Annotated in this window: 20 protein-coding genes; 13 read left to right on the forward strand and 7 right to left on the reverse strand. The window is 65.6% G+C overall.

Annotated features, from left to right (window positions below; all coding sequences use genetic code 11):
• Positions 1-68 precede the first annotated feature (68 nt).
• The 8 genes from bamA (at position 69) to CDO44_RS04840 (ending at position 8,338) form a co-directional block, all read left to right on the forward strand.
• Positions 69-2,363, forward strand: coding sequence for an outer membrane protein assembly factor BamA (gene bamA / locus CDO44_RS04805; RefSeq protein ID WP_369824514.1), 2,295 nt, complete (start codon positions 69-71; stop codon positions 2,361-2,363).
• 153 nt (positions 2,364-2,516) lie between these two features.
• Positions 2,517-3,080: an OmpH family outer membrane protein gene (locus CDO44_RS04810; protein ID WP_087779335.1), complete on the forward strand. Its 564-nt coding sequence runs from the start codon at positions 2,517-2,519 to the stop codon at positions 3,078-3,080.
• Between the two features lie 43 nt (positions 3,081-3,123).
• On the forward strand, positions 3,124-4,245 hold the full coding sequence (gene lpxD / locus CDO44_RS04815) for a UDP-3-O-(3-hydroxymyristoyl)glucosamine N-acyltransferase (RefSeq protein WP_087779311.1): 1,122 nt from the start codon (positions 3,124-3,126) through the stop codon (positions 4,243-4,245).
• Between the two features lie 52 nt (positions 4,246-4,297).
• A complete protein-coding gene (gene fabZ, locus CDO44_RS04820; RefSeq protein WP_087779312.1) occupies positions 4,298-4,744 on the forward strand; it encodes a 3-hydroxyacyl-ACP dehydratase FabZ in 447 nt (148 codons plus the stop codon).
• Positions 4,745-4,756: 12 nt separating this feature from the next.
• A complete protein-coding gene (lpxA, locus tag CDO44_RS04825; protein ID WP_087779313.1) occupies positions 4,757-5,545 on the forward strand; it encodes an acyl-ACP--UDP-N-acetylglucosamine O-acyltransferase in 789 nt (262 codons plus the stop codon).
• A 41-nt stretch (positions 5,546-5,586) separates the two neighbouring features.
• Entirely contained in the window at positions 5,587-6,711 is a 1,125-nt protein-coding gene (gene lpxB / locus CDO44_RS04830) for a lipid-A-disaccharide synthase (RefSeq protein WP_087779336.1), read from the forward strand.
• A gap of 94 nt (positions 6,712-6,805) precedes the next feature.
• On the forward strand, positions 6,806-7,513 hold the full coding sequence (rnhB, locus tag CDO44_RS04835) for a ribonuclease HII (protein WP_087779337.1): 708 nt from the start codon (positions 6,806-6,808) through the stop codon (positions 7,511-7,513).
• Between the two features lie 30 nt (positions 7,514-7,543).
• Complete coding sequence (locus CDO44_RS04840; protein WP_087779314.1) at positions 7,544-8,338, forward strand: RNA methyltransferase; 795 nt, start codon at positions 7,544-7,546, stop codon at positions 8,336-8,338.
• A gap of 17 nt (positions 8,339-8,355) precedes the next feature.
• Here the strand turns inward: CDO44_RS04840 and CDO44_RS04845 are convergent, their stop codons facing one another.
• Both CDO44_RS04845 and CDO44_RS04850 read right to left on the reverse strand, forming a co-directional pair.
• Complete coding sequence (locus CDO44_RS04845; protein WP_087779315.1) at positions 8,356-8,778, reverse strand: VOC family protein; 423 nt, start codon at positions 8,776-8,778, stop codon at positions 8,356-8,358.
• 103 nt (positions 8,779-8,881) lie between these two features.
• Positions 8,882-9,730, reverse strand: coding sequence for a pyruvate, water dikinase regulatory protein (locus tag CDO44_RS04850; RefSeq protein WP_087779316.1), 849 nt, complete (start codon positions 9,728-9,730; stop codon positions 8,882-8,884).
• Between the two features lie 276 nt (positions 9,731-10,006).
• On the opposite strand from CDO44_RS04850, the gene ppsA reads away from it, so the two are divergent.
• Positions 10,007-12,370: a phosphoenolpyruvate synthase gene (ppsA, locus tag CDO44_RS04855; RefSeq protein WP_087779317.1), complete on the forward strand. Its 2,364-nt coding sequence runs from the start codon at positions 10,007-10,009 to the stop codon at positions 12,368-12,370.
• A 351-nt stretch (positions 12,371-12,721) separates the two neighbouring features.
• Here ppsA and CDO44_RS04860 read toward each other — a convergent pair whose 3' ends face one another.
• The 4 genes from CDO44_RS04860 to CDO44_RS04875 form a co-directional block, all read right to left on the reverse strand.
• The gene (locus tag CDO44_RS04860; protein WP_087779338.1) at positions 12,722-13,885 is read right to left on the reverse strand and encodes a PepSY domain-containing protein; all 1,164 of its coding nucleotides are present in this window, start codon (positions 13,883-13,885) and stop codon (positions 12,722-12,724) included.
• A gap of 5 nt (positions 13,886-13,890) precedes the next feature.
• Complete coding sequence (locus CDO44_RS04865; protein WP_087779318.1) at positions 13,891-16,392, reverse strand: TonB-dependent siderophore receptor; 2,502 nt, start codon at positions 16,390-16,392, stop codon at positions 13,891-13,893.
• 78 nt (positions 16,393-16,470) lie between these two features.
• Positions 16,471-17,442 carry a FecR domain-containing protein gene (locus tag CDO44_RS04870; protein ID WP_087779319.1) on the reverse strand — a complete coding sequence of 324 codons (972 nt, stop codon included), beginning with the start codon at positions 17,440-17,442 and terminating at the stop codon, positions 16,471-16,473.
• 9 nt (positions 17,443-17,451) lie between these two features.
• A complete protein-coding gene (locus CDO44_RS04875) occupies positions 17,452-17,967 on the reverse strand; it encodes a sigma-70 family RNA polymerase sigma factor (RefSeq protein WP_087779339.1) in 516 nt (171 codons plus the stop codon).
• A 269-nt stretch (positions 17,968-18,236) separates the two neighbouring features.
• Here CDO44_RS04875 and CDO44_RS04880 point away from each other — a divergent pair, with 269 nt between their 5' ends.
• Both CDO44_RS04880 and CDO44_RS04885 read left to right on the forward strand, forming a co-directional pair.
• The gene (locus tag CDO44_RS04880; RefSeq protein WP_087779320.1) at positions 18,237-18,665 is read left to right on the forward strand and encodes an NfeD family protein; all 429 of its coding nucleotides are present in this window, start codon (positions 18,237-18,239) and stop codon (positions 18,663-18,665) included.
• 51 nt (positions 18,666-18,716) lie between these two features.
• The gene (locus CDO44_RS04885) at positions 18,717-19,655 is read left to right on the forward strand and encodes an SPFH domain-containing protein (RefSeq protein WP_087779321.1); all 939 of its coding nucleotides are present in this window, start codon (positions 18,717-18,719) and stop codon (positions 19,653-19,655) included.
• 58 nt (positions 19,656-19,713) lie between these two features.
• Here the strand turns inward: CDO44_RS04885 and smpB are convergent, their stop codons facing one another.
• Positions 19,714-20,169, reverse strand: coding sequence for an SsrA-binding protein SmpB (smpB, locus tag CDO44_RS04890; protein ID WP_087779322.1), 456 nt, complete (start codon positions 20,167-20,169; stop codon positions 19,714-19,716).
• Positions 20,170-20,275: 106 nt separating this feature from the next.
• Here smpB and CDO44_RS04895 point away from each other — a divergent pair, with 106 nt between their 5' ends.
• Together CDO44_RS04895 and CDO44_RS04900 are read left to right on the forward strand one after the other, a co-directional pair.
• Positions 20,276-20,707, forward strand: coding sequence for a type II toxin-antitoxin system RatA family toxin (locus CDO44_RS04895; protein WP_087779323.1), 432 nt, complete (start codon positions 20,276-20,278; stop codon positions 20,705-20,707).
• Positions 20,700-21,050, forward strand: a complete 351-nt coding sequence (locus tag CDO44_RS04900) for an RnfH family protein (protein ID WP_087779324.1) — start codon at positions 20,700-20,702, stop codon at positions 21,048-21,050. Before CDO44_RS04895 ends, CDO44_RS04900 begins: the two co-directional genes overlap by 8 nt.
• The last annotated feature ends 150 nt before the right edge of the window (positions 21,051-21,200 follow it).

The following is a 21,200-nucleotide window of genomic DNA, read 5'->3' on the forward strand; positions in this document are numbered from 1 at the left end:
CCGGGGCCGCGTCGCGCCGCGAACCGCTCTTCCGCATTTCACTCAATTAGAAAACTCCGGGATTACGCATGACCAATCGCACCCGGCGCATGCCGCGTCTGCTGTCCATTTTGCTGGCCATGGCAGTCACCCCCCTGGCCTACGCCTTCGATCCCTTCATCGTCCGGGACATCCGCGTGGAAGGCATCCAGCGCACCGAAGCCGGAACGGTGTTCGGATACCTGCCGGTCAAGGTGGGCGAGCGCTTCACCGAAGAACAGGCCACGCAGGCGGTGCGGGCCCTGTACGGCACCGGTTTCTTCCGCGATGTGCGGATCGAGGTCGAGAACGACGTGGTGGTGGTCATCGTCGACGAGCGCCCGGCCATCGCCTCCATCTCGTTCAACGGCATGCGCGAATTCGAGTCCGCCAACGTGCTCAAGTCGCTGGCCGAAGTGGGCTTCGCCGAGGCCCGCATCTTCGACCGCGCCTTGCTCGATCGCGCCGAGCAGGAACTCAAGCGCCAGTACCTGGCGCGCGGCAAGTACTCGGTCGAGATCGTGCCGACGGTCACGCCGCTCGAACGCAACCGCGTCGGCATCACCTTCGACGTCTTCGAGGGCGACGTGGCCCGCATCGCGGGCATCAAGATCATCGGCGCCAAGGCCATTCGCGAAAGCGAACTGCTGGACCTGCTGCAGCTCTCCACCCCGGGCTGGCTCACGTGGTACACCAAGGCCGACCAGTATTCGCGGCAGAAGCTGCAGGGCGACATCGAGACCCTGCGCTCCTACTACATGAACCGCGGCTACCTCGAGTTCAACGTCGATTCGCCGCAGGTCACCATCTCGCCCGACCGCAAGGACATCTTCATCACGCTGTCGATTACCGAGGGCGACAAGTATTCGGTCAGCGACGTCAAGCTGGCGGGCGACCTGCTCGGGCTGGATGAAGACCTCAACAAGCTGATCACGGTCAAGCCGGGCGAGACCTTCTCGGCCGAAAAAGTCAATGCCTCCAGCAAGGCCATTACCGATTACCTCGGCAAGCTCGGCTACGCCTTCAGCAACGTCAACGCCACCCCGCAGGTCGATCGCGAAAAGAAGACCGCCGCGATCACGTTCTTCGTCGATCCCAACCGCCGCGTCTACGTGCGGCGCGTCAACATCGGCGGCAACACCCGCACGCGCGACGTCGTCATCCGGCGCGAAATGCGCCAGCTCGAAAGCGCGTGGTACGACGCCGGCAAGATCCAGCTTTCGCGCGACCGCATCGACCGCCTGGGCTACTTCCAGAACATCACGATCGAGACGCCGCCCGTGCCCGGAACCCCCGACCAGGTCGACGTGAACGTGACGGTGCAGGAAAAACCCACCGGCATGATCAACCTTGGCGCCGGCTTCAGCAGTACCGACAAGGTGGTGCTGTCGGCCGGCATCAGCCAGGACAACATCTTCGGCAGCGGCACCACGGCGGGCCTGGAGCTCAACACCGGCAAGACCTATCGCACGATCGCGGTCAGCCAGACCAACCCGTACTTCACCCAGGACGGCATCAGCCGCTCGACCAGCGTCTACTACCGCACGCTGCGGCCGCTGTCGATCAACACGGGCGACTACCGCATCAAGACCATGGGCGCGAGCCTGACCTTCGGCGTGCCGTTCACGGAAACCCAGCGGGTATTCTTCGGCGCCGCGCTGGAAGCCAACGACATCGACACCTACGAGAGCAGCCCCCAGCGCTATATCGACTACGTCAACACGTTCGGTCCGCGCAGCAATGCGGTCATCTTCTCGGTGGGCTGGAGCAACGACCGGCGCGACAGCGCGCTGGCCCCGACGCGCGGCACCTACCAGCGCGCCGCCGGCGAAACCTCGCTGTTCGGCGACCTGCGCTACTACAAGGCGAGCTACCAGCACCAGTATTACTGGCCCATCACGCGCAGCATGACCCTGGCGCTGAACGGCCAGGTGGACTACGGCAAGGGCTTCGGCGGCCGGCCGTATCCGCTGCTCAAGAACGTCTACGCGGGCGGTATCGGATCGGTGCGCGGCTTCGACGGCGGTTCGCTCGGTCCGCGCGACAGCAAGAACGGCGACAGCCTGGGCGGCGCCAAGCGCGTCATCGCCAACGCCGAGCTGCTGCTGCCGTTCCCCGGCACCCAGCAAGACCGTACGCTGCGCTGGTTCCTGTTCGCCGACGCGGGTAACGTCTATGCGGACGACCAGAACATCAGCCTGGGGCAACTGCGCTACTCGGCCGGTATCGGCCTGAGCTGGCAGTCGCCCATCGGTCCGCTGAAGATCTCGTTCGGCAGGGCCTTGAACGCCAAGCCGCAGGATCGGACGCAGAGCTTCCAGTTCCAGATCGGTACGGGATTCTGATGGCGCAGGGAGGGCAGCCGCAGGCCATATGCCCGCCCGGGACTTTTTCTGCTACAACCAATTACCAGCCCAGGGGCACCGTCGCTTGCGCGGGGCCGCGCCATTAGTGGCAAAATACACGACTACCTTCCTAGCGAGAAATAAATGATCCGCATGTTTTCGACATCTGCTGCCAGTCTGACCGCCTCCTCTGCAGTCAAGGGTGCCGGCCGGGTGCTGGCGGCTTTGGTGCTCTCAAGTGCCGCTGTCGGCGCGGCTCATGCCCAAGCATCCCAGGCGCCGGTCAAGATCGGTTTCGTCAATACCGAGCGCATTTTCCGCGACGCCGCGCCCGCCAAGGCCGCCCAGGCGAAGATCGAAGCCGACTTCAAGAAGCGCGACGCCGAGCTGCAGGACATGGCCAACCGCCTGCGCACGCTGTCCGAGCAGCTCGACAAGGACAGCGCGGTGCTGTCCGAGTCCGACCGCACCCGCCGCCAGCGTGAACTGAGCGACCTCGACAAGGATTTCCAGCGCAAGCGCCGCGAATTCCAGGAAGACCTGAACCAGCGCCGCAACGAAGAACTGTCGCAAATCCTCGAGCGCGCCAACCGCGTGATCAAGCAGATCGCCGAACAGGAAAACTACGACCTGATCTTCCAGGAAGCCGTCGTGGTCAGCCCGCGCGTGGACATCACCGACAAGGTCCTCAAGGCGTTGAACAACGGCGCCAAGTAATTGCGCCGCTGTTTCCCGTTCCTGTCGTCCGCGCGAGCTTCGCATGCCCATCCTGCTTGACACGACCAAGGCCCCGGTACTGCAAAGGCTGCTCGACGAAACCGATACCAGCGGGTTGACGTGGACGATCGAGCCGGGAGGGGCGCAAACCCGCCCGCCGGCGCAAATCCTGGTCGCGGGCATCGCCAACCTCGAGCGCGCCGGGCCGCAGGAACTCAGTTTCGTCTCCAATCCGCGCTACCAGTCGCAACTGGTGGACGCACAGGCGGCGGCCGTGCTGGTCACGCCGGAAGTCGCCCAGGCCTACCGCGAGGCACTGCGCGAGGCCGGCCGCCTCGACCACGCCGTGACCCTGGTGGTCTGCAACTCGCCCTATCTGCTGTTCGCACGGGTAGGGCAGTGGTTCGACAGGCAGGTCCATCCCCAGCCGGCCGGCGGCATCCATCCGTCGGCGGTGGTCGCGCCCGGCGCCAGCGTCGACCCCAGCGCCCACGTCGGGCCGCTGGCGGTCATCGAAGACGGCGCCCAGATCGGCCCGCGGGCCCGCATCGGAGCCGGCTGTTTCGTGGGAGAAGGGTGCCGCGTCGGCGCCGATTCCGTCCTGCATCCGCGCGTCACGCTGTACCGGGGGGTCAGCATGGGCGCGCGCTGCGTCATCCTGTCGGGCGCGGTCATCGGCGACGACGGCTTCGGCTTCGCGCCGGACCCGTCGCGCGCGAAGGGCGCCTGGACCAAGATCCCGCAATTCGGTGGCGTGCGCATCGGCGACGACGTCGAGATCGGCGCCAACACCACGGTAGACCGCGGTGCGCTCGACGATACGGTGATCGGCAACGGCGTCAAGATCGACAACCAGATCATGATCGGCCACAACTGCCGCATCGGCGACCACACGGCAATGGCGGCCTGCGTCGGCATCGCGGGTTCGACCACCATAGGCGAACGCTGCTCCATAGGCGGGGCGGCCATGATAGGGGGGCATTTGAAGATCGGCGACGACGTCTTCATCTCGGCCGCCACACCGGTGCACAGCAACATCGACAAGCCGGGACAGTACACCGGCTTTTTCCCGATGACCGAGCACGCCCAGTGGGAGCGCAACGCGGTCGCGGTCAGGCACCTGGCGACGATGGCCAAGCGGATCAAGGCGCTGGAAAAGAAGTAAAGGCGAGCGGGCGCCAGAGCGGCCCGCCGCCCGTCAAATACTGGAAATCTGTATGGAAATGGACATCAAGGGGATACTCGACCATTTGCCGCATCGCTATCCGATGCTGCTCATCGATCGGGTCATCGACGTCAAACCCGGGGAATCGATCCGCGCGATCAAGAACGTCTCGATCAATGAACCGTTCTTTACCGGCCATTTCCCGCACCATCCGGTCATGCCGGGCGTGCTGATCCTCGAAGCCATGGCCCAGGCGGCCGCCATCACCTCGTTCACGGCCGCGGGCAAGAAGCCCGACGAGAACACGGTGTACTACTTCGTCGGCATCGACGGCGCCCGTTTCAAGCGGCCCGTGGTCCCGGGCGACCAGCTCAACATCGAAGTCAACGTCGAGCGCTCGGCGCGCGGCATCTGGAAGTACAACGGCAAGGCGCTGGTCGAAGGGCAGATCGCGGCCGAAGCCAGCCTGATGTGCACCATGCGCATCCTCGAGCCCTGACGGAAGCGTCCCGTGGCGAGGATACATCCCACCGCTCTCGTCGACCCGGCCGCACAGCTGGACGACAGCGTGAGCATCGGCCCTTTCAGCATCATCGGGCCGAACGTCCGCATCGGCGCCGACACCGAGGTCGGCGCGCACTGCGTCATCGACGGCCATACCACCATCGGGCGCGGCAACCGCTTCTTTCCGTCTTGCTCCATCGGCGCGGCGCCGCAGGACAAGAAATACGCTGGCGAGCCGACCCGCCTGGAAATCGGCGACGGCAATACGATACGCGAATGCTGCACTATCAATACCGGCACGGTGCAGGATGCCGGCGCGACGCGGCTGGGCAATGACAACTGGATCATGGCCTACGTGCACGTGGCCCACGACTGCCAGCTCGGCAGCCACATCATCCTGGCCAACGGCACGCAGCTCGCCGGGCACGTGCACATCGGCGACCACGTCATCCTCGGCGGCATGACGGGCGTGCACCAGTTCGTCAAGATCGGCGCGCACGCCATGACCGGCGTCCACGCGACGCTGCTGCAGGACCTGCCTCCTTTCGTCACCTGCGCCGGCAGCCCCGCGCGGCCGGTTGGCATCAATGTCGAAGGGCTCAAGCGCCGCGGCTTCTCGCCCGCCCAGATCTCCGGCCTGCGGGCCGCCTACAAGACCTTGTATCGCCAGGGGCTGACGCTGGACGAGGCTCGCGCCGCGCTGCAGGCGAAGCGGGCCGAGGCGCCCGAGCTCGATGCCTCGCTGTCGATCTTGCTGAACTTCCTCGATACCGCCACCCGCGGTATCGTGCGCTGACGGAGGCCGGCGTGCCGGTTGCGGGCCAAGCGTCCATCGGCATGGTGGCGGGAGAGCCATCGGGCGACCTGCTGGCGGCCACCGTGGTGCAAGCCTTGCACGAGCGGGCGCCGCAGTTCGCGCTGGCGGGCATAGGCGGCCCCAGGATGCAGGCGCACGGTTTCGATGCCTGGTATCCCATGCAGAAGCTCGCCGTGAACGGCTATGCCGACGTCCTCATGCACTTGCCGGAACTGCTCAACATCCGCCGTGCCGTTCGCGAGCGCTGGCTGGCCGAGCGGCCGGCCGCCTTCGTCGGCGTCGACGCACCCGATTTCAACTTCGGGCTGGAGCAGGCCTTGCGCGCCGGCGGCATTCCCACGGTCCATTTCATCGGCCCCTCGCTCTGGGCCTGGCGCGGCGAGCGCATCAACAAGATCCGCGAAGCCGTGTCCCGCATGCTGGTGGTATTCCCGTTCGAGGAGCAGATCTATCGCGATGCGGGCGTGCCGGTCACCTACGTCGGCCATCCGCTCGCGCGCGTCATCGACCGGAACCCGGATCGCGCCGCCGCCCGTACCCGGCTGGGCATTGCGCAGGAGGCCCGGGTGCTGGCCCTGATGCCCGGCAGCCGCGCGGGCGAGGTGCGCCATCTCGCGCCCCGTTTCCTGGCGGCCGCCAAGCTGCTGCAGATGCGCGATCCCGCCTTGCAGCTCTGGGCGCCCATGGCCAACCCCGAACGCCAGCGAGAATTCCTGGCCCACGCGTCGGCCGTGGGCGGGCTGCAGAACCTGCATACCGCCGTGGGCGGTTCGCACGACGTCCTGGCCGCCTGCAACGCGGTGCTCGTGGCCAGCGGCACCGCCACGCTGGAGGCCGCGCTGTTCAAGCGCCCCATGGTGATCTCCTACGTGCTGCCGCGGCTGTCATGGTGGATCATGCGGCGCCAGGCCTACCTGCCCTGGGTCGGACTGCCTAACATCCTGTGCCGCGACACCGTCGTCCCGGAGTTGCTCCAGGACGAAGCCACGCCGCGCGCGCTGGCCGACGCGGCCTGGAAGGCCCTGACCGACGAGGCCGCTATCCAGCGGCTGGAGGCGCGTTTCACCGCCCTGCACGACGAGCTGGTGCGCGATACGCCGGCCCTGGCGAGCCAGGCCATCCTGGAGGTGGCGGGCCATGGGTGAGAAAGGCTGGGTGCAGACCGATTTCGGCTGGACGGCGGTCGACTCCGCGGGCGCCGACCTGCTCCAGGTGTTCGACGCCGAGACCTTGCTCACGATGCGGGTGGCGGGAGTGGACGAGGCCGGCCGCGGTCCCCTGGCCGGCCCGGTCTATGCGGCCGCGGTCGTCCTCGATCCCGGTCGGCCCATCGAGGGCCTGAACGATTCCAAGATGCTCTCCGAGCGGGCGCGCGACGAACTCGCACCGCTGATACGCGAACGTGCGCTGGCCTGGTGCGTCGCCAGCGTGAGCGTGGCCGAAATCGACACGCTGAACATTCTCAACGCCACCATGCTCGCCATGCGCCGCGCGGTGGACGGGCTGGGCCTCCTGCCCGACCTGGTGCAGGTCGACGGCAACCGGGCGCCGGCGCTGGCGTGCCGGGTGCAGACGGTGATCGGCGGGGATGCCCAGGTGCAGGCCATCTCGGCCGCGTCCATCCTGGCCAAGACCGCGCGCGATGCCGAACTGGTCCGGCTGCACGACATCTATCCCATGTACGGCTTCGACCGGCACAAGGGCTATGGCACGCCCGATCACCTGCGCTGCCTGCTCGAACATGGTCCTTGCCCCGAGCACCGCCGCAGCTTCGAGCCCGTACGCCAGGCCATGGGCGGCCCGGCCCGGGCGAGCGCGGGCATGCCGGGAGCCCAGGCAAAGGCGGCTGCCGCGTCTTATGCGATGGACGCCTTGCTTCCGTGGAGCGACCTGGACGAGCCACCCGTGCCGGCGCCACGCCGGCGCCGGGCCAGGCCGGGCGGCTAGCGCCCCGGACCGCAGCATGGGGAAACGGCCATGAAACGCATTGCCTCGCGCGACAACCCGCTTTACAAGTCGCTGCGCAAGCTGGCGCAGACCTCGCAGGCCCGCCGGGAGGCAGGCCTGTCCGTGCTGGAAGGGGTACACCTGTGCCAGGCCTACCTGCAATGGCAAGGCGTGCCCCGCCATGCCGTCTTCGACGTCCGGCGGCTGGAAGGCGAGCGTACCAGCGCCGAGGTGCGGGCGCTATGCGAGGGGATTCCCGCCGATCGCCAGGTCTGGCTCGACGGCAATCTCATCGGCGACCTCGAGCACGTGCAGGCGGGGCAAGGCGTGGTCTTCGTGATCGAGACCCCGGCGCCTTCGCTGCCCGGACGAGTGGCCGACAGTTGCGTGCTGCTCGACCGGATCCAGGACCCGGGCAACGTCGGCTCCATCCTGCGGACCTGCGCCGCGGCCGGCGTACGCCACGTCTTCCTGTCCGACGAAACCGCCTTCGCCTGGTCGCCCAAGGTGCTGCGGTCGGGGCAGGGGGCGCATTTCTCCCTCGCCATCTACGAACGGGTCGATCTCCAGGCGCTGCTAGCGCGGCTGGACGTGCCGCTGGTGGCGACGACGCTCGACCATGCGGAAGATCTCTACCGCGCTTCGCTGCCGCGGCATTGCGCCTGGGTGTTCGGCAACGAGGGGCAGGGCGTGGGCGCCGGGCTGCAGGCCGCCGCGGCGTTGCGGGTCCGCATCCCCCAGGAGCCGGCGGCCGAGTCGCTGAATGTCGGCGCGGCCGTGGCGGTGTGCCTGTTCGAGCACCGGCGCAGGTTCATGCCGGCGTAGCGGCGCGCGGCCAGCCGTCAGTCCGAAGGCAGCAGCGCGGGGTTCCACACCACTTCCCAGACGTGGCCGTCGGGATCCTGGAAATAGCCGGCATAACCGCCCCAGAAGGTCGATTGAGCCGGCTTGACGATACGCGCGCCCGCCCGGCTCGCCTGCTCCATGACTTCGTCCACCTCCTGCTGGCTGGAGACGTTATGGCCGAGCGTGAAGGCGGTCGGGCAGGGCGCGCCCGGCGCCAGGCCGGTGTCGTGCGCGATGTCGCCCTGCGCCCAGAGCGCGAGCTTGAGGCCGCCCTGCAGATCGAAGAACGCCACCGCCCCGTGTTCGAATTCCGTCCCGATGATGCCGGCCGTCGGCAGCCCGAGTCCGTCGCGATAGAAGGCGACGGACCGCTCGAGATCGGAAACGCCCAGCGTCAGTACCGAGATGCGGGGGTTCATGGGCGGATCTCCTTGATATTTGCAATATCGCCGATATTGAGTATGAAATGCCGTGTGAAAAAGGAGAAATGAGCGAAAAAGGGCGGTTTTCCCTGAGGCGGTATTAGTAGAACCGGCCCTCCAGCCCGATCTTCTGCAGTACCGTGGTCGAAATCTCCTCTATCGACTTGGTCGTAGTCGACAACCACCGGATGCTCTCCCGCCGCATCAGCTTCTCGGCCTCGGCCACTTCATAGCGGCACTGCTCCAGCGACGCGTAGCGGCTGTCGGGCCGCCGTTCGTGGCGCACCTCGGCCAGGCGTTCGGGCTGGATGGTCAGGCCGAACAGCTTGTTCCGGTACGGCAGGATCGCCGATGGCAGGGCGTTGCGCTCGAAATCGTCGGGAATCAGCGGCACGTTGGCGGCCTTGACGCCGTATTGCATGGCCAGGTAGAGGCTGGTCGGGGTCTTGCCGCAGCGGGAGACGCCGATCAGGATCACGTCGGCCTGTTCCAGGCCCTTGATGTACTGGCCGTCGTCGTGGGCCAGGCTGAAGTTGATGGCCTCGATGCGGTTCTGGTACTGCTTGGTATTCGCCACGTTGTGCGACCGGCCGATCGAGTGGCTGGACTTGATGTTCAGCTCCTGCTCGATGGGCTCCACGAAGGTGGAGAAAAGGTCCAGGAACAGGCCATTGGCCTGCCGCACGCGGGTGTTGATCTCGGAATTGACCAGGGTGCTGAAAACGATGGGGCGCTGGCCGTCGGCCGCGAAGGCTGCGTCGATGCGGGCCGCCACCGCCGCCGCCTTGTCCACCGAATCAATGAAAGGCAGCCTTACATGGCGGAAGCGCGCGCTTTCGAATTGCGCCAGGACCGAATGGGCGAACGTCTCGGCGGTAATGCCGGTGCCGTCGGAGACCACGAATACGGTGCGCAGGTACGAATTCGGCGTGGCGTCGGGTTGGGGCATGGAGTTCTCGCAAAAGCAGGAATGACCTGGGGCGGGAAAAGGTAACAAAGACCGGTTGTGCAGAAACGGGGCCGGCCAGCGTACAATCTGGGATTACCCCCGGTTACGCATGGCATCGCCCTGGGCAGCAAGCCCCGGGCCGCGGCGAAGGCGGGTTTGGCCAGCGCACCACGAATGCGGCGCAACGCCGCTTTGCGCATGGGCATTGCGAAGCGGAAGCGCTTTTCGCGTGTGCTCGCCAAACAAGCTTTCTTGCCATTGTAATAGGGGACTTCCATGTCTTATGTCGTACCGTTCGAGCAACTCCGGATGACGGACGTTGACTCGGTAGGAGGAAAGAACGCTTCACTTGGAGAGATGATCAGCCAGCTCACCGGCGCCGGGGTCCGCGTGCCGGGGGGCTTTGCCACCACGGCAGAGGCATTCCGCGATTTCCTCAAGGATGCGGGGCTCGACACCCGCATCAACGAGCGCCTGTCTTCTTTGAATCCGGAAGACGTGCGCGCGCTCGCCGAAACGGGTGCGGAAATCCGCCAGTGGATCATCGATGCGCCGTTCTCGGCCCGGTTCGAGAAGGAAATCCGTGAAGCGTTCGCCAAGCTCGACGCCGACGGCAAGGGCTCGTTCGCCGTCCGTTCGTCCGCCACCGCCGAAGACCTGCCCGACGCCTCGTTCGCCGGCCAGCAGGAAACCTTCCTGAACGTGGTCGGCATCGACGATGTGCTGGACAAGATCCGCCACGTGTTCGCGTCGCTCTACAACGACCGCGCCATCTCGTACCGCGTGCACAAGGGCTTCGCCCATGCCGACGTGGCGCTGTCGGCCGGCGTCCAGCGCATGGTCCGCTCCGACACCGGCGCTGCCGGCGTCATGTTCACCATCGACACCGAATCGGGCTTCCCCGACGTGGTCTTCATCACCTCGTCCTACGGCCTGGGCGAAACCGTGGTGCAGGGCGCGGTCAATCCCGACGAGTTCTACGTCTTCAAGCCCACGCTGGAAGCCGGCAAGTACCCCATCGTCAGCCGCCGCATCGGCTCCAAGTTGATCAAGATGGAATTCGACCCGGCCCGCACCGAAGGCCGCGCCGTGCGCACCGTCGACGTCGCGCCCGAGCAGCGCAACCGTTTCTCGCTGTCCGATGACGATGTCATCGAACTGGCCCGCTACGCCGTCATCATCGAGAAGCACTACGGCCGTCCCATGGACATCGAATGGGGCCGCGACGGCAACGACGGCAAGATCTACATCCTGCAGGCCCGTCCGGAAACCGTGAAGTCGCAGCAGTCCGGCAACGACGTGCAGCAGCGCTATCGCCTGAAGGCCACCGGCAACGTGCTCGTCACCGGTCGCGCCATCGGCCAGAAAATCGGCTCGGGCCCCGTGCGCCTGGTCGGCGACATCGCCGACATGGACAAGGTCCAGCCTGGCGACGTGCTCGTCACCGACATGACCGATCCCAACTGGGAACCGGTCATGAAGCGCGCCTCGGCCATCGTCACCAACCGCGGCGGCCGTACCTGCCACGCGGCCATCATCGCTCGAGAGCTGGGCATCCCGGCGGTCGTGGGCAGCGGCGACGCCACCGACGTCCTGAAGGACGGCGCCATGGTCACCGTCTCCTGCGCCGAAGGCGACGAGGGTCGGATCTACGACGGCCTGCTGGAAACCGAGGTCGAGGAAGTGCGCCGCGGCGAAATGCCCGCCATCGACGTCAAGATCATGATGAACGTGGGCAACCCGCAGCTCGCCTACGACTTCGCGCAGATCCCGAACGGCGGCGTGGGGCTGGCCCGCCTGGAATTCATCATCAACAACAACATCGGCATCCATCCCAAGGCCATCCTCGACTATCCGAATGTCGACGGCGACCTGAAGAAGGCGGTGGAATCGGTGGCCCGCGGCTACGCCAGCCCGCGCGCGTTCTTCGTCGATAAGCTGGCCGAGGGCATCGCCACGATCGCGGCGGCCTTCTATCCCAAGCCCGTCATCGTGCGCATGTCCGACTTCAAGTCGAACGAATACCGCAAGCTGATCGGCGGCTCGCGCTACGAGCCCGAGGAAGAGAACCCCATGCTGGGCTTCCGCGGCGCCTCGCGTTACATCGCCGACGAGTTCGCCGAGTGCTTCCGCATGGAATGCGAAGCCCTGCGCCGCGTGCGCGAGGAAATGGGCCTGACCAACGTCGAGATCATGGTTCCCTTCGTGCGCACGCTCAAGCAGGCCGAGCGCGTGGTCGGCCTCCTGGCCGACAACAAGCTCAAGCGCGGCGAAAACGGCCTGCGCCTGATCATGATGTGCGAAGTCCCGTCCAACGCCGTGCTGGCCGAGCAGTTCCTCGAATACTTCGACGGCTTCTCGATCGGCTCGAACGACCTGACCCAGCTCACCCTGGGCCTGGACCGCGACTCCGGCCTGGAACTCCTGGCCGCCGACTTCGACGAGCGCGATCCGGCCGTCCAGGCGCTGCTGCAGCGTGCCATCGAGGCTTGCCTGAAGGCGGGCAAGTACGTCGGCATCTGCGGCCAGGGTCCTTCGGATCATCCGGACTTCGCAGTCTGGCTGAAGGACCAGGGCATCAAGTCGATCTCGCTGAATCCGGACACGGTGGTCGACACCTGGAAGAAACTGGCTGAGTGATAGAGATCCCCCCTACGCGCTGACGCGCGCCCCCCAGGGGCGATGCGGGTGGACCGGCAAAGCCGGATCCACCGCATCCTGGGGTAAAACCGGGCTGGTGGAGAGCGGCGTTCTGTTGGGGCGCCGTTTTTTTTGCCGCCGGGCCGCCCCAAGGCAAAAATGCCCCCTCGGGGGGCAGCGACGGCCCGAAGGGCCTAGCGTGGGGGCATTTTTTGCCGCCGGGCCGCCCCAAGGCAAAAATGCCCCCTCGGGGGGCAGCGACGGCCCGAAGGGCCTAGCGTGGGGGCATTTTTTTCCGCCGGGCCGCCCCCAGGCAAAAATGCCCCCCGGGGGGCAGCGATATTCGGCTCGTCAATGCGCTTGCGGGGGAAGCGGGCCCGGTCGCCTGGGCCGGCTGGACGTATCGTTGGTTGGCGCGATCTGCCGCTTGCTCTTGGCGCTGCTGCGTGCACGCCATTTTTTCGCCCAGATCGCAACGCCAGTCACGCTCAACGTCGCGGCCGCCAAACCCACTATGCATACGAACACGCGGTACGGCAAGCCAAAGGGGTGGGCCATGTGCAAGGCTCCCATCCAGTTGCTGACGACATTGCCCGCGGGGCCGGCGCCAGGCAGCCAGCGGCCTCGGTAGGCGCCGCTGTCCGCGTCGATCAGCACCGCGGTATTGCCGACGTCGGGACGGATGTCGGCGGTGGAATGGACGAGGTACGCATAAACGCCTCGGCGGCGATCGAGCTGCAGGCGTAGAGGGACCGACCGCCAGGAGTCGTCAAAGGAGAGGAACAATCCCATGGCCGGCCGATATACAGTGTCTCGAAGATTGAACATGACACTGGACCAGGCGAACAGCAGCAGCACTGCCCACAGCCATAGGCCGCCGGCGCGATGCACATCCAGCGTGGCGCGGTAGAAGCCGGCCCGCCATTTGATGGCCCAGGCCGTCTTCCATTTGGACAGGAAGGGGCGGCCGCGAGGAAAAGTGAGAAATGCGCCGGCGAAGCAGTCTACGGTCCAGAGCAATGAGATGAGGCCAAGCAGCAGTGTGCCCCATTTGCCGGGCAATGCCAGAGAGTGGTGGATCACAAAGAGCGATGGCACTATCTGTTCCGGACGCAGCCCCAGGCCTTCCCGCTTGCGTCGGCCCTGAACCTGTCCGGAATGCGGGTCGGCATGGACCTCGTCGTAGTCGAGGACATGCATCCCGCCGCCCGGTGCCGGGTTTGGCGCAACGGGAAAGCGCGCGGTGCGGCCTGGCTGCAGATGCAGCACGACCGCGTCTATCCGCCCCTGCGAACCTACCTGCGCCGCAACGCGTTCACGCAGCACATAAGGATCAAGCAGAGGCGCATCGGCAGGCGAGTCGGCAACGAAGAAACGGGGCGCCAGCCATTCGTCGATGGCCTCCCGGAATGCCAGCAAGCTGCCTGTAAGACTGGCAATCAGAAGAAAACCCGCCATCGCCAAACCGACATAGCGATGCCAAAGGACGATAGTGGACCTTCCGAAACCGGGCATGGCCATTACCAACGGTAAGTGGCCCGCGCGATGGCGCTACGCCCTTCGCCATAGAAGCAAGTGGTCGTGGCGTAGTAGCACGACTGGATGTAGTCGCGGTCGAAGAAATTGTTGACGTGCAAGGACATGGTCCAGGGGCCGCGCGTATAGCTGGCCATGGCGTCGGCTACCACGTACGATGGCAGGCGCGCAGGCGTTGGCGTGTTTCCTTGCACGTAGCCGCTGGTCCCGGCTATGTAGCGGGCGCCCACGCCAACTTTGACGCCGGGCAACACGTCTTCACCGAATCGATAGACACCCCACAAGGCCAACGCATGGCGCGGCACGCCCGGTGGCGACGTGCCTTCGTCGCCGTTGTTGCTGCGTTCAATCTTTGCATGGGTATAGGTATAGGCGCCGATGATCTGCAGTCGTCGGGTAATGTCGCCCCGCGCTTCCAGCTCCAGGCCGCGTGAGCGGATGCGCCCCGTCTGGACTGAATAGCCGGGATGCTCGGGATCGGTCGTCAACACATTGTCGCGCCGCAGGTCGTAGACGGCGGCGTTGAAGGAAAATGCCCGGTTGCGTGGCTCGTATTTGGCGCCAGCTTCGAACTGCACGCCCTTGGTCGGTTTGAAGGGGTTGTTGTTGTAGTCGAGCGCACCGGATTCGGGCTCGAAAGACGTCGCCACGCTGGTGTAGGGCGACCAGCCGTTGTCGAACAGATAGACCAGCCCGGCACGCCCGGTCGTGGCATTTCTATCGCTCTTGATGCTCACCGGCGATTCGGGACTATTGGCCGAGCCATTGGTCAGCACGCCGCCGATGTCGCTGCGGGACCGGTCATGGCGCAAGCCGGCCATCAGGACCCAGCGCTTGTCTATCTTTACCTGTTCCTGAAGATAGAACCCGAGCTGGTGGGCGCGGGTGTCCAGGATTCGGCTGGACCGTGCGTTCGGTATCACCGGCGAACCATAGACCGGGTTGTAGAGATCCAGCGGCGCGACGGTGCCGCGTTTTTCATTGCGCACCCAGGGGGTATAGCTGTAGTCAATGCCTGCCAGCGTGGTGTGCTCGAAGATGCCGTGCTGCCAGTTCGCCTGCAGCTGGGTGTCGACGGCATAGGACTCATATTCGTCGGCACGAATGAAACCGAAGCGGCTCAGGGTGCGCCGGTCGGCCAGCATGCCAGCCCCGTAGGCCGAGTCCCACTTCATATCGGACTTGTAGTAGCGCGCATTCTGGCGGAAAGTCCAGGTGTGGTTGAAGTGATGCTCGAACTGGTAACCCAGCGTCCGGGTTTTGGTGACATAGTCGTCGAAGCCGGGTTCGCCGGTGAATCGATTACGGGGCAGCCGGCCGTTGGGGTTGTCCAGCAGGGAACCCGATACCGGCAATCCCCAGTTGTACATCGTGCTTGTACGCTGGTAGCTGGCCAGCAAGGTCAGCGACGTATGGGCGGCTGGCTGCCATTTCAGGGCAGCGGCCAGGTACTGCCGATCATTGGGAATGTAGTCGGTCTGGGTGTCGGCATCGCGTGCCATCGCGGTGAGCCGGTAGCTCCACACTCCCTCTTCATCGATGGGGCCGCCCAGGTCCAGCCCCAGTTGCTTGTGGTCGCGCGTGCCCCATTGCAGGTCGACTTCGCGCAGCGGTTCCGGGGTGGGGCGTTTGGACGTCACGTTTATCAGCCCGCCAGGCGCGACCTGCCCGAACAGCACCGAGGCTGGGCCGCGCAGCACCTCGATGCGCTCGGCACCGTAGGGTTCCACGGTCGAGGCGTACATGGCGGGGGACTGGCGCAGGCCGTCGCGGAACACCGGCGTATTGGATGTGGTCGCCAGTCCGGCGGCGAAACCGCGCATATTGAACGAGTCGTCCGTCAAGTTCACGCCGCGCGTGCCGATCAGGCCCGGGGTGTAGCGCAGCGCGTCCTGCAAGGCCGGCGCTGCGCCTTGGTCGTCGATCTGATCTCTGGTGATGACCGAGACTGCTTGCGGGATCTCGCGAGTGGGAGTGTCGGTCTTGCTGCCGGTCAGGTTGGTATAGGCCACATAACCGCGCAGCGGGGCGGTGGGGCTTTCTTCCGAGTCGGCCACGACGGTAACGGCGGGCAGCATGGTGGCGCCGGGCGGCGGGGCCGGCTGCAGGGTATAGACGCCGCTGGGGTCGCGCGTCGCGACGAGACCGTGGCCAACCAGCAGCGCCGTGAAGCCTGCGGCCACGCTGTAGTTGCCCGATAGGCCGGCGCTGTTCTTGCCTTGCATCAGCGATGCCGCCGCCGCCAGTTCTACGCCTGCTTCGCTGGCGTATTGGCTCAATACTTGCGACAGGGAGCCCGCGGGTATGTCGTAGTGCCGGACTCGCTCTGCCGTTTCGTTGACGTTCTGCGCGCGCGCCCCGAAGGGGACCGCGGCGAAGGCCAGCCCCAGGCCGGCAATCAGCGCGGCGTGGCTGGTGAGGCGGGCCAGGTTCGGGGTTGGCCGGCCGGTAGGAGGGTAAGGGCGGGGCGTGCGTAGTCGCGCCATGACGGGTCCTTGACGGGGGTGTAGTGGATGCTCATTGGTGTTTCCGGATGAGCGCCCCCAAACCCGTAATGGCGCCGGCTACAGACCGGTCACGGTCACCCAATAGGGGCTGAACGAGGACAGGCGCAGTGGCAGACCCACGGTCAGGTTGTGCAAGGCCCTGTCGGTATCGCGCAGCGGAAATACCCCGGTTACGCGCATTTCGGCCACTGTGGGATCGCAGCGCAAGACGCCTCGGCGGTAGCGGCTCAACTCGCCCAGCAAGTCCGCCAGGCGCATGTCGCTGGCCACCATCAGCCCGCGGCTCCAGGCGGGGGTGTCCTCGGGACCCTGCGTCGATTCGGTCACGTGGTCGGCAGAGAAGTCCGCATGCTGGCCGGCGCGCGCCTGCACGGCGAGCCCGGCCGCGTTCGCCGGGCGGATTTCCACGGCGCCTTCGTGCACCGACACGCGGCAGATCGGGCCTGCCCGCTGAACGGAGAATACGGTGCCCAGTGCCTGGACCGATCCTTGCGCGGTGTCGACATAGAACGGACGCGATGAACGGTCTTTGGCGGTGTGCACCAAGATCCGGCCCGCCAGCAGTGAGATGCGGCGCGCTTGCGCGCCATAATGCACGTCAATGGCGCTGGCCGTGTCCAGGACGACGCGGGTTCCATCGGGCAGAGTGTGCTCGCGTATATCCCCGGTGCTGGTTCGATAATCGGCGAACGCTACACGCAGCGAGAACGGAGCAGCCGCATCTTCGCGCAGGCCGTAGACCAATGCGCCCGCCGCCGCCGCGCCGGCCAGACCAAGCACGCGCCGCCGCATGGGAGACGGCCGGCGGCTGCGAAGCACGTATTGCGCCACCTCGGCGGGAACCTCTCGCAGTTTGCCGTCGATGGCAGCGAGATGTTGCCAGGCGCGCTCGTGGTCGGGGTGGGCAGAACGCCAGTTCGCACAGGCAAGCCGGTCGGCCTCGCTGACATCGCTAGCCAGCAAGCGCGCCATCCATTCAGCGGCACGCTGGACGATGGCCGGGTCTATGGGACTGGAACGGCCGGTCATGCCGACTCTTCAAGTCTGGTCCGTTTCATATATGGCCCGGTAGCAGGCGGCAAGGGCGGCGGCCATGTACTTTTCCACGGAAGATAGGGAAACTCCAAGCTGGGCCGCGATCTGCGGATAGGTCAGTCCATGGACCTTGCACAGGACAAAGGCGGCACGACCCTTGCCGGGCAAGGCGTCGAGCATGGCATCGATCTCTGTCAGCGTTTCGACGATAAGCGCACGCGCTTCCTCGGAGGGAGCCTGGTGCGCCGGCATTTGGCTGACGGCTTCCAGATAGGCGTTTTCGATTCTGCGCCGGCGGTACAGATCGATCACGAGGCAGTTGGCGATGCGCGCCAGGTGCTGGCGCGATTGCTGCACTTCCGGCGTAAGTCCGGTGACCAGGATCCGAAGATATGTGTCGTGCGCGAGATCCGCTGCGTCCGTGGCGTTGCCCAGCTTTTTGCGTAGCCAGCTGCGAAGCCAACCGTGGTGATCACCGTACAGCGTTTCGAAGGATTGCGTCGAGGCGGAGACGGTCATGGCGCGGAACATCCCGGGCGGAAGGGGTATTGGATGAAAATGATAATCGTTATTAATTTATCCACCAAATTCTGGCCCGGCAAGCCTCTGCCAGGCAGGTATCGGAGCACGTTGTCTCGTTTATGCCCAAATCTCAAGACTGGCTCGTCTGGCGATGCCGCTTGGTCACTCCTCAAAGGCATGTGCGCCTTCCGCTTCGCGGGGCAGGGCATAATAGCGGCGGATACGTCACCGTCGCGGACTCGCGACCGCAATGGAAGGAGGCAGCAATGAACCCCGCCTGGGTATGGTTCGGCCTGATGGCTCTCGCCCTGATCGGCGAAATCATGACCGGAACCTTCTACCTCCTCATGGTCGCGGTCGGTTTCGCCATCGCCGGCATCGCCGCATGGGCCGGCGCCGACATCGCCTGGCAGCTCGTGCTGTGCGCCGTCGCGGTCGTCCTGTCCATGCTGCTCCTCAAGCGCCTCAACATCCTCAAGAAACGGGGCTCGCCTCCCTCCAGCAACGCCAACGTCAACATGGACATCGGCCAGACCGTCAAGGTCGACGCCTGGAACGAAGACCGCACCGCGCGTGTCTGGTATCGTGGGGCGCACTGGCAGGCCGAGCTGGCGCCGGGCGCCGAACCGGCCGCCGGGCTCTACGTCATCACCGAGATGCGCGGCAACAGCCTCGTCCTGTCGCCCTACCGCTGAGGCCGTTGCGGGCGGCCTCTCCAGTCCTGGCAATACCAATAAGGAAACCCCATGACCGAATCCACCATCGTCCTGCTGGTCATACTGGCCCTGGCCATCCTCATCGTCGTCAAATCGATCGCCATCGTTCCCCAGCAGCATGCGTGGGTCGTGGAGCGGCTCGGCAAGTTCGACCGCGTGCTGTCTCCCGGCGCCGGCTTCGTGATCCCCTTTATCGAGCGCGTGGCCTACAAGCACTCCCTGAAGGAAATCCCCCTGGACGTGCCCAGCCAGATCTGCATCACGCGCGACAATACCCAGCTCCAGGTGGACGGCATCCTGTATTTCCAGGTCACCGATGCCATGCGGGCTTCCTACGGTTCGTCCAACTACATCGTCGCCATCACCCAGCTCGCTCAGACCACGCTGCGCTCGGTCATCGGCAAGCTGGAGCTGGACAAGACCTTCGAAGAGCGCGAACAGATCAACAGCAGCATCGTCAACGCGCTCGACGAAGCCGCGCTGAACTGGGGCGTCAAGGTGCTGCGCTACGAAATCAAGGACCTGACCCCGCCCGCCGAGATCCTGCGCGCCATGCAGGCCCAGATCACCGCCGAACGCGAAAAGCGCGCCCTGATCGCCGCCTCCGAAGGCCGGCGCCAGGAGCAGATCAACATTGCCACGGGTGAACGGGAAGCCGCCATCGCCCGCTCCGAAGGCGAGAAGCAGGCCCAGATCAACCAGGCCCAGGGCGAAGCCACCGCCGTCGTCACCGTGGCCGAGGCCACCGCCAAGGCCATCCTGCAGGTGGCCGAGGCCATCCAGCACCCCGGCGGCATGGAGGCCGTCAACCTCAAGGTGGCCGAGCGCTACGTGGATGCCTTCGGCAACCTGGCCAAGACCAACAACACGCTCATCGTGCCGGCCAACGTCAGCGACATCAGCGGCCTGATCGCCTCGGCGCTGACGGTGGTCAAGGGGACGCAGGGGGCGCCCAAGGCGCCGAACTGATCTCAGGCGCATGCGGCGTCCGCCTTGGACGCCGCACCAGGCAACACGCTGACGCGGACTATTGGCGCCGCGTATCGTGCTTCATGATCTGCGCCTTCTCCCGCAGCCAGTCGCGCTCGCGTTCGGTGTCCCGCTTGTCGTATTGCTTTTTGCCGCGCGCCAGGCCGAAGTCGAGCTTGATCAGCGAATTCTTGTAGTGCAGGTTCAGCGGCACGAGGGCGAAGCCGCGCTGTTCCACCTTGCCGATCAGCTTGCGGATTTCCTCCGCCTTGAGCAGCAGCTTGCGCGTGCGGGTGGCGTCGGGATGGATGTGGGTGGAGGCGGTTTCCAGCGGACTGACGTGCATGCCGAGCAGGTAGAGCTCCGCATCGCGTACGATGACGTAGCTTTCCTTGAGCTGGACACGCCCGGCACGAATCGCCTTCACCTCCCAGCCTTCGAGAACCAGGCCGGCCTCGAAGCGCTCGTCGATGAAGTAGTCGTGAAACGCCTTGCGGTTTTCAATGATGCTCATTACGTCAATGTACTCCGTCGGCCGCGCGCAAGGCGCGTAGGGAGTAGGGCTCCCCCTGCCGTAAAATCAGCCATTCTAGCAATTTGCCCTGGCGGTTCATCCACGCATGCATAAAGTGCAACGTTCGGTGCTGGTCCCCTACAGCGCGGCCCAGATGTTCGATCTGGTGGCCAAGGTCGAGGACTACCCCAAATTCATGCCCTGGTGCGGCGGCACCGAGGTGCACGAGCGCGACGAGAACGGCATCCGGGCTTCGGTCGTGATCCAGTTCGCCGGATTGCGGCAGCGCTTCACTACCCGCAACACCCATCATTACCCCGACCGGATCCAGCTCGACCTGGTGGACGGGCCGTTCTCGCTGCTCGAGGGCGTATGGGAATTCCACGCCCTGGCCGACGACGCCTGCAAGGTCGTCTTCACCATGCAGTACCAGTTTTCCAGCCGCACGCTGGAGGCACTGGTCGGGCCCGTGTTCAACCGCATCGCCACCAGCTTCATCGATGCCTTCACCCAGCGGGCCGAAGCCTGTTATGGGTAGTGGGCCAGGGCAGGGCGGCGAGCCGGGCGGCGGCATCGCGGTGTCGGTCTGCTACGCGGACACGGACGCCGTCTGGATGCGCGAGCTGGTCCTGCCTGCCGGTTCGACGGTGGCCGACGCCATCGAGGCCAGCGGTTTCCGCCGGGACTTTCCCGGCATCGATCCCGCGCAAAGCGGAACCGGCGTCTACGGCCGCCGTCGCGATCTGGACCACGTCTTGCACGAGCACGACCGGGTGGAGATCTACCGTCCGCTGGTATTCGATCCGAAGGAATCGCGCCGCCGGCGCGCCGAGCACAAGGCGGCGTCCTTGCAGGGCGGGAGGGGAAAGCGGCAGAAGTAAAGTCGACGCCCGCCTAACGCCTTGCAAATGCGGCCTTTGCCTCGAAATTCAAGGCTCGCAGGCGCTTCCGAAGGCTATGTGGGTTTTCCCGCATATAAGCCCTCTTGACAGAAGGGCCGAACGACGCAGGAAGCCGCTCTCTATTACAAT

The sequence above is a fragment of the Pigmentiphaga sp. NML080357 genome (assembly GCF_002188465.1).
GTDB lineage: Bacteria > Pseudomonadota > Gammaproteobacteria > Burkholderiales > Burkholderiaceae_B > Pigmentiphaga.

What these genes read in the sequence shown, in the direction of transcription:
- lpxB (WP_087779336.1), top strand. Translation starts at nt 5,587, where the DNA reads ATGGTGGCGGGAGAGCCATCGGGCGACCTGCTGGCGGCCACCGTGGTG.
- CDO44_RS04845 (WP_087779315.1), bottom strand. Translation starts at nt 8,778, where the DNA reads ATGAACCCCCGCATCTCGGTACTGACGCTGGGCGTTTCCGATCTCGAG.
- rnhB (WP_087779337.1), top strand. Translation starts at nt 6,806, where the DNA reads ATGCGGGTGGCGGGAGTGGACGAGGCCGGCCGCGGTCCCCTGGCCGGC.
- CDO44_RS04865 (WP_087779318.1), bottom strand. Translation starts at nt 16,392, where the DNA reads ATGGCGCGACTACGCACGCCCCGCCCTTACCCTCCTACCGGCCGGCCA.
- CDO44_RS04875 (WP_087779339.1), bottom strand. Translation starts at nt 17,967, where the DNA reads ATGACCGTCTCCGCCTCGACGCAATCCTTCGAAACGCTGTACGGTGAT.
- bamA (WP_369824514.1), top strand. Translation starts at nt 69, where the DNA reads ATGACCAATCGCACCCGGCGCATGCCGCGTCTGCTGTCCATTTTGCTG.
- fabZ (WP_087779312.1), top strand. Translation starts at nt 4,298, where the DNA reads ATGGAAATGGACATCAAGGGGATACTCGACCATTTGCCGCATCGCTAT.
- ppsA (WP_087779317.1), top strand. Translation starts at nt 10,007, where the DNA reads ATGTCTTATGTCGTACCGTTCGAGCAACTCCGGATGACGGACGTTGAC.
- CDO44_RS04895 (WP_087779323.1), top strand. Translation starts at nt 20,276, where the DNA reads ATGCATAAAGTGCAACGTTCGGTGCTGGTCCCCTACAGCGCGGCCCAG.
- CDO44_RS04900 (WP_087779324.1), top strand. Translation starts at nt 20,700, where the DNA reads ATGGGTAGTGGGCCAGGGCAGGGCGGCGAGCCGGGCGGCGGCATCGCG.
- CDO44_RS04850 (WP_087779316.1), bottom strand. Translation starts at nt 9,730, where the DNA reads ATGCCCCAACCCGACGCCACGCCGAATTCGTACCTGCGCACCGTATTC.
- CDO44_RS04870 (WP_087779319.1), bottom strand. Translation starts at nt 17,442, where the DNA reads ATGACCGGCCGTTCCAGTCCCATAGACCCGGCCATCGTCCAGCGTGCC.
- smpB (WP_087779322.1), bottom strand. Translation starts at nt 20,169, where the DNA reads ATGAGCATCATTGAAAACCGCAAGGCGTTTCACGACTACTTCATCGAC.
- CDO44_RS04880 (WP_087779320.1), top strand. Translation starts at nt 18,237, where the DNA reads ATGAACCCCGCCTGGGTATGGTTCGGCCTGATGGCTCTCGCCCTGATC.
- CDO44_RS04860 (WP_087779338.1), bottom strand. Translation starts at nt 13,885, where the DNA reads ATGCCCGGTTTCGGAAGGTCCACTATCGTCCTTTGGCATCGCTATGTC.
- CDO44_RS04885 (WP_087779321.1), top strand. Translation starts at nt 18,717, where the DNA reads ATGACCGAATCCACCATCGTCCTGCTGGTCATACTGGCCCTGGCCATC.
- lpxD (WP_087779311.1), top strand. Translation starts at nt 3,124, where the DNA reads ATGCCCATCCTGCTTGACACGACCAAGGCCCCGGTACTGCAAAGGCTG.
- CDO44_RS04840 (WP_087779314.1), top strand. Translation starts at nt 7,544, where the DNA reads ATGAAACGCATTGCCTCGCGCGACAACCCGCTTTACAAGTCGCTGCGC.
- CDO44_RS04810 (WP_087779335.1), top strand. Translation starts at nt 2,517, where the DNA reads ATGTTTTCGACATCTGCTGCCAGTCTGACCGCCTCCTCTGCAGTCAAG.